Consider the following 15,158-nt stretch of genomic DNA (forward strand, 5'->3'; position numbering starts at 1 on the left):
CATCGCATTACACTGCTTTTCGTTTAAGAGGGAGTAACTAAATGATTGAGTTTGAAAAACCAAATATAACAAAAATTGATGAAAATAAAGATTATGGCAAGTTTGTAATCGAACCACTTGAACGTGGTTACGGTACAACTCTTGGTAACTCTCTTCGTCGTGTACTACTGGCTTCTCTGCCAGGAGCAGCAGTGACATCTATCAACATTGAAGGTGTCTTGCATGAGTTCGACACAGTTCCAGGTGTTCGTGAAGACGTGATGCAAATCATTCTGAACATTAAAGGGATTGCAGTGAAATCATACGTTGAAGACGAAAAAATCATTGAACTTGACGTTGAAGGTCCCGCTGAAATTACAGCTGGAGACATTTTGACTGACAGTGATATTGAGATTGTAAATCCAGATCATTATCTTTTTACAATCGGTGAAGGTTCTTCTCTAAAAGCGACAATGACTGTTAACAGTGGTCGTGGATATGTACCTGCTGATGAAAACAAAAAAGATAATGCACCAGTTGGAACACTTGCTGTAGATTCTATTTATACACCAGTTACAAAAGTCAACTATCAAGTAGAGCCTGCTCGTGTAGGTAGCAATGATGGATTTGACAAATTAACCCTTGAAATCTTGACTAATGGAACAATTATTCCAGAAGATGCTTTAGGGCTTTCAGCGCGTATCTTGACAGAACATCTTGATTTGTTTACAAATCTTACTGAGATTGCTAAGTCAACTGAAGTGATGAAAGAAGCTGATACTGAATCTGACGATCGTATTTTGGATCGTACGATTGAGGAACTGGACTTATCTGTGCGTTCATACAACTGTTTGAAACGTGCCGGTATCAACACTGTGCATGATTTGACAGAAAAATCTGAAGCAGAGATGATGAAAGTACGAAATCTTGGACGCAAGAGTTTGGAAGAAGTGAAACTCAAACTCATTGACTTGGGTCTTGGATTAAAAGATAAATAAAGGAGGAATACATGGCTTACCGTAAACTAGGACGCACTAGCTCACAACGTAAAGCAATGCTTCGCGATTTGACAACTGACCTTTTGATCAACGAATCAATCGTGACAACTGAAGCTCGTGCTAAAGAAATCCGTAAAACTGTTGAAAAAATGATTACTCTAGGTAAACGTGGTGATTTGCATGCACGTCGTCAAGCAGCTGCTTTCGTACGTAATGAAATCGCATCTGAAAACTATGATGAAGCAACTGATAAGTACACTTCTACTACAGCACTTCAAAAATTGTTCTCAGAAATCGCACCTCGTTATGCTGAACGTAACGGTGGATACACTCGTATCCTTAAAACTGAACCACGTCGTGGTGATGCTGCGCCAATGGCGATCATCGAATTAGTATAAAATCATCAATTTTGTTGAGTGTTATGATGATGGAGTCTTGTGCTCTTAGTCTAGCTCTGGTCTACCGCTGGGACTTCGGTCCTAGCGGGAACACTCATCATCATTTGATAGGGTAGACGCTTGTTTACGAAATTGTTTTTTTCTTAAGAACAACTTCGTAAGCAGGCGTTTTTTAGTATTTTCTATGGAAATATGCTATACTAGGAAAAAAGAAAATCAAAAACGTTCAGGTTTTCTAAAAATCGTAGAAATGGGGTATAAGGATGAAGGCTATTATTACAGTGGTTGGTAAGGACAAGGCTGGGATCGTTGCAGGCGTGTCTACTAAGATTGCAGAGTTGGGTTTGAATATTGACGATATTTCTCAGACGGTGTTGGATGAATACTTTACTATGATGGCAGTCGTTTCTAGTGACGAAAAACAGGATTTCACTTATCTGCGAAATGAGTTTGAAACTTTCGGCCAGACCTTGAATGTCAAAATCAATATTCAAAGTGCGGCGATTTTTGACGCTATGTACAATATCTAGGAGGTTATCATGGATATTAGACAAGTTACGGAAACCATTGCCATGATCGAAGAGCAGAACTTCGATATCAGAACCATCACCATGGGGATTTCTCTATTGGACTGTATTGATCCAGATATCAATCGTGCTGCTGAAAAGATTTACCAAAAAATCACCACTAAAGCTGCAAATCTAGTAGCTGTAGGAGATGAAATTGCTGCGGAACTAGGGATTCCTATTGTTAATAAACGGGTATCGGTGACTCCGATTTCTTTAATTGGTGCTGCGACTGATGCGATAGACTATGTTGTTTTGGCAAAAGCACTTGACAAGGCTGCCAAGGAGATTGGTGTTGACTTTATTGGTGGATTCTCAGCTTTGGTACAAAAAGGCTACCAAAAAGGAGATGAAATTCTCATCAATTCTATCCCCCGCGCTCTAGCTGAGACAGATAAGGTCTGTTCGTCCGTTAATATTGGCTCAACTAAATCAGGTATCAACATGACTGCGGTCGCTGATATGGGACGTATCATCAAGGAAACAGCTATGTTGTCAGATATGGGTGCGGCCAAGTTGGTCATATTTGCTAATGCTGTTGAGGACAATCCTTTTATGGCAGGGGCCTTTCATGGTGTTGGCGAAGCAGATGTTATCATCAATGTCGGGGTTTCGGGTCCTGGTGTGGTCAAGCGTGCCTTGGAAAAAGTTCGTGGACAGAGCTTTGATGTAGTAGCGGAAACAGTCAAGAAAACGGCCTTCAAGATTACTCGTATCGGTCAATTAGTTGGTCAGATGGCCAGCGAGAGACTGGGTGTTGACTTTGGAATTGTCGATCTAAGCTTGGCACCAACTCCTGCAGTTGGCGATTCTGTGGCTCGTGTCCTTGAGGAAATGGGCCTAGAAACAGTTGGTACGCATGGGACGACGGCTGCCCTCGCTCTTTTGAATGACCAAGTTAAGAAGGGCGGAGTGATGGCTTGTAACCAAGTCGGTGGCTTGTCAGGTGCTTTTATCCCCGTTTCTGAAGATGAGGGGATGATTGCTGCGGTACAAGATGGCTCTCTGAATTTAGAGAAACTAGAAGCCATGACGGCTATCTGTTCTGTTGGGCTGGATATGATTGCCATTCCGGAAGATACGCCTGCTGAAACCATTGCAGCTATGATTGCGGATGAGGCGGCAATTGGTGTTATTAACATGAAAACAACGGCTGTTCGTATTATTCCAAAGGGCAAAGAAGGCGATATGATTGAGTTTGGTGGCTTGCTAGGGACAGCTCCAGTTATGAAGGTCAACGGGGCTTCGTCTATTGATTTCATCTCTCGCGGTGGGCAAATCCCAGCTCCAATCCATAGTTTTAAAAATTAATAAAAAAGAGAGAGGATTTAAGTTGAGTTTAAGGATGACTGTGTATACTATAATCATTAAATAAAGACCTCCTAACTTTATTTAATAGAAATCCTAAACTTTTTCATAATAATCTCCTAGGGAAGCTACCATGAGGGTAGCTTTTCTTTTGGATAATTTACAAATGTTGGCTTTGCTTTTGAAAGCCGAATATTTCTTTGATCCATGGTATAATAGAAGAAAATGGAGGATAGAAAATGTCTAAAGTAAGATTGTACTTGGTCCGTCATGGGAAAACGATGTTTAACACCATTGGACGTGCTCAAGGATGGAGTGATACACCTCTGACTGCAGAAGGTGAGTTGGGAATCCATGAACTGGGAATTGGCTTGAGAGAGTCTGGTTTACAATTTGACCGCGCTTATTCCAGTGATTCAGGGCGCACCATTCAAACCATGGGAATTATCCTAGAAGAACTTGGCCTGCAGGGGAAAATCCCTTACCGCATGGACAAGCGCATCAGAGAGTGGTGCTTTGGTAGTTTTGATGGAGCCTATGATGGGGACCTCTTTATGGGATTGATTCCGAGAATTTTCAATGTAGACCATGTTCATCAGTTGTCCTATGCAGAACTAGCAGAAGGTTTGGTAGAGGTTGATACAGCAGGCTGGGCTGAAGGTTGGGAAAAACTCAGTGGTCGAATCAAGGAAGGCTTTGAAGCGATTGCCAAAGAAATGGAAGAACAAGGTGGGGGCAATGCTCTCGTCGTAAGCCATGGAATGACCATTGGTACCATTGTTTATCTAATCAATGGCATGCATCCGCATGGTCTAGATAATGGTAGCGTGACGATCCTTGAATATGAGGATGGCCAGTTTAGTGTAGAAGTTGTTGGCGACCGTAGCTATCGAGAACTGGGACGTGAGAAGATGGAAGAGACAAATAATCAATAGAAGTTAGCTCCGATTAGGAGCTAACTTTTTTTCCTGTTAAATAAGTTGGATTTGCGACTCAGTATTTCTTGTTATCCAAGTCTAAAAGAACATTTCTCGTCTTTCAAATTCCCTCAAAAATGGTATAATAGTAACATCACAAAATTGGAGAGAGACCATGAGTTTTTACAATCATAAAGAAATTGAGCCTAAGTGGCAGGGCTACTGGGCGAAACATCATACATTTAAGACAGGAACAGATGCATCAAAACCGAAGTTTTATGCTCTCGACATGTTCCCATATCCTTCAGGAGCTGGATTGCACGTAGGACACCCAGAAGGTTATACAGCGACTGATATCCTTAGCCGTTACAAACGTGCCCAAGGTTACAATGTCCTTCACCCAATGGGTTGGGATGCCTTTGGTTTGCCAGCTGAGCAATACGCTATGGATACGGGGAATGACCCGGCAGAATTTACAGCAGAAAACATTGCCAACTTCAAACGTCAAATCAATGCGCTTGGATTCTCTTACGACTGGGACCGTGAAGTCAACACAACAGATCCAAACTACTACAAATGGACTCAGTGGATCTTCACCAAGTTTTACGAAAAAGGCTTGGCCTATGAAGCCGAAGTACCAGTAAACTGGGTAGAAGAATTGGGAACAGCTATCGCCAACGAAGAAGTCCTGCCTGACGGAACTTCTGAACGTGGGGGCTATCCAGTTGTCCGCAAACCAATGCGCCAATGGATGCTTAAAATCACGGCCTATGCAGAGCGCTTGCTTAACGACTTGGATGAGTTGGATTGGCCAGAGTCTATCAAGGATATGCAACGCAACTGGATTGGTAAATCAACTGGTGCCAATGTAACCTTTAAAGTTAAGGGAACAGACAAGGAATTCACAGTCTTTACGACTCGTCCTGACACTCTTTTCGGTGCGACCTTCACAGTCTTGGCTCCTGAGCATGAACTAGTAGATGCCATCACAAGCTCAGAGCAAGCTGATGCAGTTGCGGACTACAAACACCAAGCTAGTCTCAAGTCTGACTTGGCTCGTACCGATCTAGCCAAGGAAAAAACAGGGGTTTGGACGGGCGCTTATGCCATCAACCCTGTCAATGGCAAGGAAATCCCAATCTGGATTGCCGACTATGTTCTTGCTAGCTATGGTACAGGTGCGGTAATGGCTGTTCCTGCCCACGACCAACGTGACTGGGAATTTGCCAAACAATTTGACCTTCCAATCGTAGAAGTGCTTGAAGGTGGAAATGTAGCAGAAGCTGCCTACACAGAAGATGGTCTTCATGTCAATTCAGACTTCCTTGATGGACTGAACAAAGAAGACGCTATTGCTAAGATTGTGGCTTGGTTGGAAGAGAAAGGTTGTGGACAAGAGAAGGTTACCTACCGTCTCCGCGACTGGCTCTTTAGCCGTCAACGTTACTGGGGGGAGCCAATCCCAATCATTCATTGGGAAGATGGAACTTCAACGGCTGTTCCTGAAAATGAATTGCCACTTGTCTTGCCAGTAACCAAGGACATCCGCCCTTCAGGTACAGGGGAAAGCCCATTGGCTAACTTGACCGACTGGCTTGAAGTGACGCGTGAAGATGGTGTCAAAGGTCGTCGTGAAACCAACACCATGCCACAATGGGCTGGTTCAAGCTGGTACTACCTCCGCTATATTGACCCGCACAATACTGAGAAATTGGCTGATGAGGACCTCCTCAAACAATGGTTGCCAGTAGATATCTACGTGGGTGGTGCAGAGCACGCCGTGCTTCACTTACTTTACGCTCGTTTCTGGCATAAATTCCTCTATGACCTCGGTGTTGTTCCAACTAAAGAACCATTCCAAAAACTCTTTAACCAAGGAATGATTTTGGGAACAAGCTACCGTGACCACCGTGGAGCTCTTGTAGCGACTGATAAGGTTGAAAAACGTGACGGTTCTTTCTTCCATGTGGAAACAGGAGAAGAGTTGGAGCAAGCACCAGCCAAGATGTCTAAATCACTCAAGAACGTTGTCAATCCAGACGATGTGGTGGAACAATACGGCGCTGACACCCTTCGTGTCTATGAAATGTTCATGGGACCACTCGATGCCTCTATCGCTTGGTCAGAAGAAGGTCTGGAAGGAAGCCGTAAATTCCTCGACCGTGTTTACCGTTTGATTACAAGTAAAGAAATCGTTGCGGACAACAATGGTGCTCTTGACAAGGTCTATAACGAAACTGTTAAGGCTGTAACTGAGCAAATCGAATCCATGAAATTCAACACAGCAATTGCCCAACTTATGGTCTTTGTCAACGCTGCTAACAAGGAAGACAAACTCTATGTGGACTACGCCAAAGGCTTTATCCAATTGATTGCCCCATTTGCACCTCACTTGGCAGAAGAACTTTGGCAAACAGTTACAGCAACAGGTGAATCCATCTCTTACGTGGCTTGGCCAACTTGGGACGAAAGCAAATTGGTTGAAGACGAAATCGAAATCGTCGTCCAAATCAAAGGAAAAGTCCGTGCCAAACTCATGGTCGCTAAAGACCTGTCACGCGAAGAATTGCAAGAAATTGCTCTAGCGGATGAAAAAGTCAAAGCAGAGATTGACGGTAAGGAAATCGTGAAAGTGATTGCGGTACCTAACAAGCTCGTTAATATCGTTGTGAAATAAGATAGGAATCCTTCAGAGTAGAATCTGGAGGATTTTTTGAATTTTTTCATGAAAGTATGATATACTATGTGCAATTATAAAGTTTGAAAAGTGAATCAAGGAGAAAACAATGTCAGTAAACGAATATGGTCAGATAATTGGTGAGTCAATGGAAGGTTATACTCCAGGAGAATTGCCTTCCATTGATTTCTTAGAAGGGTGCTACGCTCGGATAGAGTCTCTTTCGGTAGAAAAGCATGCGGAGGATTTATTAGCTGTTTATGGTCCTGATACGCCTCGGGAGATGTGGACCTACCTCTTTCAGGAACCAGTGGCAGATATGGAGGAACTGGTTACCGTTTTAAATCAGATGTTGGCTCGTAAGGATCGTTTTTATTATGCGATTATAGACAAGGCAACTGGTAAGGCCTTGGGAACTTTTTCTCTCATGCGCATTGACCAGAATAACCGAGTAATAGAAGTGGGTGCCGTCACTTTTTCTCCTGCTCTTAAGGGGACGAGGATAGGAACAGAAGCTCAATATCTCCTAGCTCGCTATGTTTTTGAGGAGCTTAACTATCGTCGCTATGAGTGGAAATGCGATGCTCTAAATCTCCCATCCAGACGAGCCGCGGAGCGTTTGGGCTTTGTTTATGAAGGAACCTTCCGTCAGGCAGTCGTTTATAAGGGGCGCACGAGGGATACGGATTGGCTCGCTATGATTGATAAGGACTGGCCTCAAGTTAAAGTTCGTTTGGAAACATGGTTGGCTCCTGAAAATTTTGATAAAAATGGACGGCAGTACAAGAGCTTGAGAGAATTCTAAGAGGTGTTGGGATGATAACTATTAGAAAGCAAGAAATCGTCAAGCTAGAGGATGTTTTGCATCTCTATCAGGCAGTTGGATGGACAAATTATACACATCAACCTCAGATGTTGGAGAAGGCCTTGTCTCACTCATTAGCGATTTATCTAGCACTTGATGGTGATGCTGTGGTGGGCTTGGTCCGTTTAGTCGGAGATGGTTTTTCATCGATTTTTGTCCAGGATTTGATCGTTTTGCCTAGCTATCAACGCCAAGGGATTGGTAGCGACTTGATGAAAGAGACTTTAGGTGATTACAAAGATGCCTATCAAGTCCAACTAGTGACCGATCAGACAGAAAAAACCTTGGGATTCTATCGATCTCTGGGATTTGAAACCTTATCTACTTATGATTGTACAGGCATGATTTGGGTGGATCGAAAAAGATAAAAAAATATTTTTTCTTAAGTAAAATTTAAGTCTCCTTGTGTATTATATAGTTATTAAATAAAGACCTCCTAATACTCTTCGAAAATCTCATCAACCTTTGTTAGAGTCGACTTAACTAACTATAGTTATGCTTGCGCCTATCTGCCTAGTCTGATTCCGATTTTCATTGAGTACCCTTTATTTAATGAAATCCCAAACTTTTCTTTTTCATCATAATCTCCTAAAGAAGTCACCCAATCAGGTGGCTTTTTTATGACTTGGAGAGGAAAAATCCATTTGAAAAAAATTTTTTAAAAAATGATAAATCAGAGAAAAAGTTAAGTTAGCTTTAAGATTCATCTTGTATTATATAACCATTAAATAAAGACCTCCTAATACTCTTCGAAAATCTCACCAACCTTCGTTAGAGTCGACTTAGCTAACTATAGTTATGCTTGCGTCTATCTGCCTAGTCTGATTTCGATTTTCATTGAGTACCCTTTATTTAATGAAATCCTAAACTTTTCTTTTTCATAATAATCTCCCTAAAGAGGCCACCCAATCAGGTGGCTTTTTTGTTTGTGGCTTGGATTTTTGATATAATAGAGCCATGAGTAGAATTTTAGACAATGAGATCATGGGGGATGAGGAGTTAGTAGAACGTACCCTCCGTCCCCAATATTTACGTGAATATATCGGTCAGGATAAGGTCAAGGATCAGCTGCAAATCTTTATTGAGGCAGCAAAAATGCGGGATGAGGCACTGGACCATGTTCTTTTATTTGGTCCTCCAGGTCTCGGGAAAACAACCATGGCCTTTGTTATTGCCAATGAACTGGGAGTCAATCTCAAGCAAACGTCTGGTCCTGTTATCGAAAAAGCGGGTGATCTGGTAGCGATTTTGAATGATTTGGAGCCTGGAGACGTTCTCTTTATTGACGAGATTCATCGCTTACCCATGTCGGTGGAAGAGGTGCTCTATAGTGCCATGGAGGACTTCTACATTGATATCATGATTGGGGCTGGAGAGGGCAGTCGCAGTGTTCATTTGGACTTGCCACCTTTTACCTTGATTGGTGCGACGACACGTGCGGGGATGCTCTCAAATCCTCTGCGGGCACGTTTTGGGATTACAGGTCATATGGAATACTATGCCCACGCTGACTTGACAGAGATTGTTGAGCGGACAGCAGATATTTTTGAGATGGAAATCACCCATGAGGCAGCTGCTGAGCTGGCCTTACGCAGTCGAGGAACTCCTCGTATTGCCAATCGTCTCCTCAAGCGCGTGCGCGACTTTGCCCAGATTATGGGGAATGGGGTTATCGATGATGTTATTACCGATAAGGCTTTGACCATGTTAGATGTAGACCATGAAGGTTTGGACTATGTGGACCAAAAAATCCTTCGGACCATGATTGAGATGTATGGTGGTGGTCCTGTCGGTCTAGGTACCCTTTCGGTTAATATCGCTGAAGAGCGTGAGACAGTCGAAGATATGTACGAACCTTACCTGATTCAGAAAGGTTTCATCATGCGAACTCGTTCTGGACGGGTGGCGACTGCTAAGGCATATGAGCATTTAGGCTATGAATACAGTGAAAAATGAGCAAGAAATTCTAGATGCTTTCAGAGAAAATCCGGATATGATGACCATTCTGACCATCATTCGTGACCTTGATCTGAAAGACTCGTGGTTGGCAGCAGGTTCTGTCAGGAATTTCATCTGGAATCTCTTGTCAGACAAATCGCCTTTTGATAGTGAGACGGATGTGGATGTGATTTTCTTTGATCCAGATGTTTCTTATGAGGAAACAGTATCCCTAGAGAAAAAGCTAAGAGAAGATTATCCTCAGTATCAGTGGGAGTTGAAAAATCAGGTCTATATGCATCTGCACAGTCCTCATACTGTGCCTTACACGAGTTCTCGTGATGCCATGAGTAAGTATCCCGAACGCTGTACGGCGATAGGACTCCGCTTGCATGTCGACGCAACTTTGGAGCTCTTTGCGCCTTATGGTATAGAGGATATTTTAAAGTTTCAAGTTTCTCCGACTCCTTATTTTTTAGAGAATGAGGACCGAATGAAGCTCTATCAAGAACGCTTATCTAAGAAAAATTGGCAAGAAAAATGGAAAAATCTGACTTTCTCAAAAAACTTAAGAAAAATTTAAGTTAGGGACGGTATACTAGGTTCATAAGTTAAGAGGAACTTAACTTAAACTCCTAAAACTTTTTCATAATAATCTCCCTATAAAACTAAGTCGCCCAATCAGGCGGCTTATTTTTTGTCTTTACGGAGAGCTAATAACTTAGCAATAGAAGAAAATAGGGAAATATGGTATAATGAAACGATAGATTTTTGAATAGGAATAAGAACATGTTTGGATTTTTTAAGAAAGATAAAGCTGTAGAAGTCGAGGTTCCAACACAGGTTCCTGCTCATATTGGCATCATCATGGATGGGAATGGCCGCTGGGCTAAAAAACGGATGCAACCACGGGTTTTTGGTCATAAGGCGGGGATGGAAGCCCTCCAAAAGGTGACCAAGGCAGCTAACAAGATGGGAGTTAAGGTCATCACGGTTTATGCCTTTTCAACGGAAAATTGGACACGCCCAGATCAAGAAGTCAAGTTTATCATGAACTTGCCAGTCGAATTTTATGATAACTATGTCCCTGAATTGCACGCAAATAATGTTAAGATTCAGATGATTGGGGAGACGGACCGTTTGCCTAAGCCGACTTTTGAAGCTTTGAAAAAAGCAGAGGAGTTGACCAAGAACAATACGGGCTTGATTCTCAATTTTGCACTCAATTATGGTGGTCGTGCTGAAATTACGCAGGCTCTTAAGGGCTTGGCTCAGGATGTTCTAGATGCTAAAATCAACCCTGGTGACATTACAGAAGATATGATTGGGGACTATCTTTTTACGCAACACCTGCCAAAGGATTTGCGGGATCCTGATTTGATTATCCGTACGAGTGGTGAGTTGCGTTTAAGTAATTTCTTGCCATGGCAAGCAGCCTATAGTGAGCTTTACTTTACGGATACCTTGTGGCCTGATTTTGATGAAGCCGCCTTGCAGGAAGCTATTGCTGCTTTTAACCATCGCAATCGCCGTTTTGGAGGAGTTTAGGAGAAGATATGACCAAGGATTTACAAAAGAGAACATTGTTTGCGGTATTGGCCCTGGCGATTTTCCTTCCAGTCTTGTTTGCAGGAGGCCTCTTGTTGCAGATAGGGATTGGCTTGTTAGCGATGCTAGGCGTCCATGAACTTTTGCATATGAAGGGGTTAAAGACTATGACCATTGAGGGCGCTTTGACTCTCTTTGCGACCTTTGCTCTCACAGTTCCTTTAGAAAATTACCTAACTTTTTTGCCTGTTGATGGGAATGTAGTTGCCTACAGTGTTTTGATTACCATAATGCTAGGGACGACCGTTTTCAGTAAAAACTATACGATTGAAGATGCCGCTTTCCCAATTGCTGTGAGCTTTTATGTTGGTTTTGGCTTTAATGCCTTACTAGATGCTCGGGTGGCAGGTTTTGACAAGGTACTTTTGGCCCTTTTTATCGTTTGGGCGACAGATAGCGCAGCCTACCTGACAGGGATGAATTTTGGTAAACATAAGTTGGCTCCGAGAGTTTCTCCTAATAAGAGTATTGAGGGATTTGTCGGGGGTATTCTAGGTGCGGTACTAATAACGGTAATCTTCATGCTAGTGGACAGTACAGTTGCTCTTCCTTATGGGATTTATAGAATGAGTCTCTTTGCTGCCTTCTTCAGTGTGGCAGGTCAGTTTGGTGACTTGATTGAGAGTGCCATGAAACGCCATTTCGGTGTCAAGGATTCTGGGAAATTTATCCCTGGACATGGCGGTGTGTTGGATCGCTTTGACAGCATGCTGATTGTGTTTCCAATGATGCACTTATTTGGCCTGTTTTAAAGAAAGGAATATTGAATGATTGGATTGCTAACCTTTATCCTCGTTTTTGGGATTATTGTGGTGGTGCATGAGTTTGGACATTTTTATTTTGCCAAGAAATCAGGCATTTTAGTTCGTGAATTTGCCATTGGTATGGGGCCCAAGATTTTTTCCCATATCGGTAAGGATGGCACGGCTTATACCATTCGAATCCTTCCTCTAGGAGGCTATGTTCGTATGGCAGGCTGGGGTGATGATGCGACAGAAATCAAGACAGGAACTCCAGTCAGTTTAACACTTGCTGACGATGGTAAGGTCAAACGGATCAACCTCTCAGGGAAGAAACTGGATCAAACGGCTCTTCCTATGCAGGTAACCCAGTTTGACTTTGAAGACAAGCTCTTTATTAAGGGTTTGGTCCTGGAAGAAGAAAAGACTTTTGCAGTGGATCATGATGCAACGGTTGTTGAAGAAGACGGAACCGAAGTGCGCATCGCTCCTTTGGATGTACAGTATCAAAATGCTTCTATCTGGGGCAAGCTCATCACCAACTTTGCAGGTCCTATGAATAACTTTATCTTAGGTGTTGTTGTTTTTTGGATCTTGATCTTTTTGCAGGGCGGTGTTAGAGATACTCAGACCAATCTCTTTCATGTCATGCCAGAGGGAGCTTTGGCTAAGGTAGGTGTAGCTGAGACCGCCCAAATTACTAAGGTCGGCTCGCATGAGGTTAAGAATTGGCAAGACTTGATCCAGGCTGTGGAAGCAGATACCAAGGACAAGACAGCCCCGACCTTAGATGTGACCATTTCCGAAAATGGTAGTGAAAAACAAGTCACGGTGACTCCAGAAGAGAATCAAGGACGTTATATTCTTGGGGTTCAACCGGGAGTCAAGTCAGACTTTCTATCCATGTTTGTTGGTGGATTTACAACTGCAGCTGACTCAGGACTTCGTATCCTTTCGGCTCTGAAAAACTTGATTTTCCATCCAGATTTGAACAAACTCGGTGGTCCCGTTGCTATTTTTAAGGCAAGTAGCGATGCTGCTAAAAATGGAATTGAGAATGTCCTCTATTTCCTAGCCGTGATTTCCATCAATATCGGGATTTTTAACTTGATTCCGATTCCGGCTTTGGATGGTGGAAAGATTGTGCTCAATATCCTAGAGGCTATCCGCCGGAAACCCCTTAAACAAGAAATTGAAACCTATGTCACCATGGCTGGTGTAGTTATCATGGTTGTCTTGATGCTAGCTGTAACCTGGAATGACATTATGCGACTCTTCTTTTAGATAATCGAGGAATATTATGAAACAAAGTAAAATGCTAATCCCAACGCTTCGCGAAATGCCAAGCGATGCTCAAGTTATCAGCCATGCCCTTATGTTGCGTGCTGGTTATGTTCGTCAAGTTTCTGCCGGTGTTTATTCTTACCTGCCACTCGCTAACCGTGTGATTGAAAAGGCTAAAAACATTATGCGCCAAGAGTTTGATAAGATTGGTGCGGTGGAAATGTTGGCTCCTGCCCTTCTCAGTGCCGATCTCTGGCGCGAATCAGGTCGTTACGAAACCTATGGTGAAGACCTTTATAAACTGAAAAATCGTGAAAAGTCAGACTTTATCCTAGGTCCGACCCACGAAGAAACTTTTACGGCTATTGTTCGTGACTCTGTGAAATCTTACAAGCAATTGCCGCTTAATCTCTACCAAATCCAGCCTAAGTACCGTGATGAAAAGCGTCCACGTAACGGTCTTCTCCGTACGCGTGAATTTATCATGAAAGACGGATATAGCTTCCATGCCAACTATGACAGCTTGGATGTGATCTATGATGAATACAAGGCTGCCTATGAACGCATTTTCACTCGTAGTGGTTTGGATTTCAAGGCTATTATCGGTGACGGTGGTGCCATGGGTGGTAAGGATAGCCAAGAATTTATGGCCATCACTCCTGCTCGTACAGACCTTGACCGCTGGGTTGTCTTAGACAAGTCAGTTGCCTCATTTGATGAGATTCCTGCAGAAGTGCAAGAAGAAATCAAGGCAGAATTGCTCAAATGGATGGTTTCTGGTGAAGACACTATTGCCTACTCAAGTGAGTCTAGCTATGCAGCTAACTTAGAAATGGCAACAAACGAGTACAAACCAAGCAACCGTGTCGTTGCGGAAGAAGAAGTGACTCGTGTCGCAACACCAGATGTTAAATCAATTGATGAAGTGGCAGCCTTCCTAAACGTGCCAGAAGAGCAAACGATTAAAACTCGCTTCTACATGGCAGATGGTGAGCTTGTTGCAGCCCTTCTAGTTGGAAATGACCAACTCAATGAAGTCAAGTTGAAAAACCACTTGGGTGCAGATTTCTTTGATGTTGCGAGCGAGGAAGAAGTAGCAAATGTTATCTCAGCTGGCTTTGGTTCGCTTGGTCCAGTTGGTTTGCCAGAAAATGTGAAAATCATTGCTGACCGTAAGGTGCAAGATGTTCGCAATGCTGTTGCTGGTGCCAACCAAGATGGTTACCACTTAACTGGTGTCAATCCAGGTCGCGACTTCACTGCAGAATATGTGGATATCCGTGAAGTTCGTGAGGGTGAAATTTCACCAGACGGACAAGGTGTTCTTAACTTTGCGCGTGGTATCGAGATTGGTCACATCTTTAAACTCGGAACTCGCTACTCAGCAAGTATGGGTGCAGATGTTTTAGATGAAAATGGACGTGCAATCCCAATCATCATGGGCTGTTACGGTATCGGTGTCAGCCGTCTCCTCTCAGCAGTTATGGAGCAACACGCTCGCCTCTTTGTAAACAAGACTCCAAAAGGTGAATACCGTTACGCTTGGGGAGTTAACTTCCCTAAAGAATTGGCGCCATTTGATGTGCATTTGATTACTGTCAATGTTAAAGACGAAGAAGCGCAAGCCTTGACAGAAAAATTAGAAGCCAACTTGATGGACGCTGGTTACGAGGTCTTGACAGATGACCGTAACGAACGTGTCGGGGTTAAATTCAGCGATAGCGACTTGATTGGTCTGCCAATCCGTATCACTGTTGGGAAGAAAGCAGCCGATGGCATCGTAGAAGTTAAGATTAAGGCGACTGGTGACACCATCGAAGTTCATGCAGACAACTTGCTCGAAACCCTTGAAATCCTCAGCAAGAAATAAAAACTATAAT

The 15,158-nt window shown here is 43.1% G+C and carries 14 protein-coding genes; all 14 read left to right on the forward strand.

The genetic code is table 11. From position 1 onward, the window contains the following. Nucleotides 1-41 precede the first annotated feature (41 nt). Nucleotides 42-977 carry a DNA-directed RNA polymerase subunit alpha gene (locus tag B7721_RS02350; RefSeq protein ID WP_000568993.1) on the forward strand — a complete coding sequence of 312 codons (936 nt, stop codon included), beginning with the start codon at nucleotides 42-44 and terminating at the stop codon, nucleotides 975-977. 11 nt (nucleotides 978-988) lie between these two features. After that, complete coding sequence (gene rplQ / locus B7721_RS02355; protein WP_000331493.1) at nucleotides 989-1,375, forward strand: 50S ribosomal protein L17; 387 nt, start codon at nucleotides 989-991, stop codon at nucleotides 1,373-1,375. Nucleotides 1,376-1,638: 263 nt separating this feature from the next. Beyond that, a complete protein-coding gene (locus B7721_RS02360) occupies nucleotides 1,639-1,905 on the forward strand; it encodes an ACT domain-containing protein (RefSeq protein ID WP_000644111.1) in 267 nt (88 codons plus the stop codon). A 9-nt stretch (nucleotides 1,906-1,914) separates the two neighbouring features. Continuing rightward, nucleotides 1,915-3,252: a PFL family protein gene (locus B7721_RS02365; protein ID WP_084877315.1), complete on the forward strand. Its 1,338-nt coding sequence runs from the start codon at nucleotides 1,915-1,917 to the stop codon at nucleotides 3,250-3,252. A gap of 236 nt (nucleotides 3,253-3,488) precedes the next feature. Then, complete coding sequence (locus tag B7721_RS02370; RefSeq protein ID WP_000049280.1) at nucleotides 3,489-4,184, forward strand: histidine phosphatase family protein; 696 nt, start codon at nucleotides 3,489-3,491, stop codon at nucleotides 4,182-4,184. 157 nt (nucleotides 4,185-4,341) lie between these two features. Next, nucleotides 4,342-6,843, forward strand: a complete 2,502-nt coding sequence (gene leuS, locus B7721_RS02375; RefSeq protein ID WP_084877317.1) for a leucine--tRNA ligase — start codon at nucleotides 4,342-4,344, stop codon at nucleotides 6,841-6,843. A gap of 109 nt (nucleotides 6,844-6,952) precedes the next feature. Next, complete coding sequence (locus B7721_RS02380; RefSeq protein ID WP_084877319.1) at nucleotides 6,953-7,648, forward strand: GNAT family N-acetyltransferase; 696 nt, start codon at nucleotides 6,953-6,955, stop codon at nucleotides 7,646-7,648. Nucleotides 7,649-7,659: 11 nt separating this feature from the next. After that, nucleotides 7,660-8,076 (forward strand): GNAT family N-acetyltransferase, encoded by a 417-nt coding sequence (locus tag B7721_RS02385; protein ID WP_084877320.1) that lies wholly within the window; start codon nucleotides 7,660-7,662, stop codon nucleotides 8,074-8,076. 589 nt (nucleotides 8,077-8,665) lie between these two features. After that, nucleotides 8,666-9,664 (forward strand): Holliday junction branch migration DNA helicase RuvB, encoded by a 999-nt coding sequence (ruvB, locus tag B7721_RS02390; protein ID WP_084877322.1) that lies wholly within the window; start codon nucleotides 8,666-8,668, stop codon nucleotides 9,662-9,664. Then, nucleotides 9,645-10,229: a nucleotidyltransferase family protein gene (locus B7721_RS02395; protein WP_084877323.1), complete on the forward strand. Its 585-nt coding sequence runs from the start codon at nucleotides 9,645-9,647 to the stop codon at nucleotides 10,227-10,229. The genes ruvB and B7721_RS02395 overlap by 20 nt, the downstream gene beginning before the upstream one ends. A gap of 206 nt (nucleotides 10,230-10,435) precedes the next feature. Next, on the forward strand, nucleotides 10,436-11,194 hold the full coding sequence (locus tag B7721_RS02400; protein ID WP_000466705.1) for an isoprenyl transferase: 759 nt from the start codon (nucleotides 10,436-10,438) through the stop codon (nucleotides 11,192-11,194). Nucleotides 11,195-11,202: 8 nt separating this feature from the next. After that, nucleotides 11,203-12,006, forward strand: coding sequence for a phosphatidate cytidylyltransferase (locus tag B7721_RS02405; protein WP_000159119.1), 804 nt, complete (start codon nucleotides 11,203-11,205; stop codon nucleotides 12,004-12,006). A 15-nt stretch (nucleotides 12,007-12,021) separates the two neighbouring features. Beyond that, on the forward strand, nucleotides 12,022-13,278 hold the full coding sequence (rseP, locus tag B7721_RS02410; RefSeq protein WP_000579739.1) for an RIP metalloprotease RseP: 1,257 nt from the start codon (nucleotides 12,022-12,024) through the stop codon (nucleotides 13,276-13,278). 16 nt (nucleotides 13,279-13,294) lie between these two features. Beyond that, complete coding sequence (locus tag B7721_RS02415) at nucleotides 13,295-15,148, forward strand: proline--tRNA ligase (RefSeq protein ID WP_084877325.1); 1,854 nt, start codon at nucleotides 13,295-13,297, stop codon at nucleotides 15,146-15,148. The last annotated feature ends 10 nt before the right edge of the window (nucleotides 15,149-15,158 follow it).

The sequence above is a fragment of the Streptococcus oralis subsp. oralis genome, from assembly GCF_002096445.1.
In the GTDB taxonomy this organism is placed as follows: Bacteria; Bacillota; Bacilli; order Lactobacillales; family Streptococcaceae; genus Streptococcus; species Streptococcus oralis_N.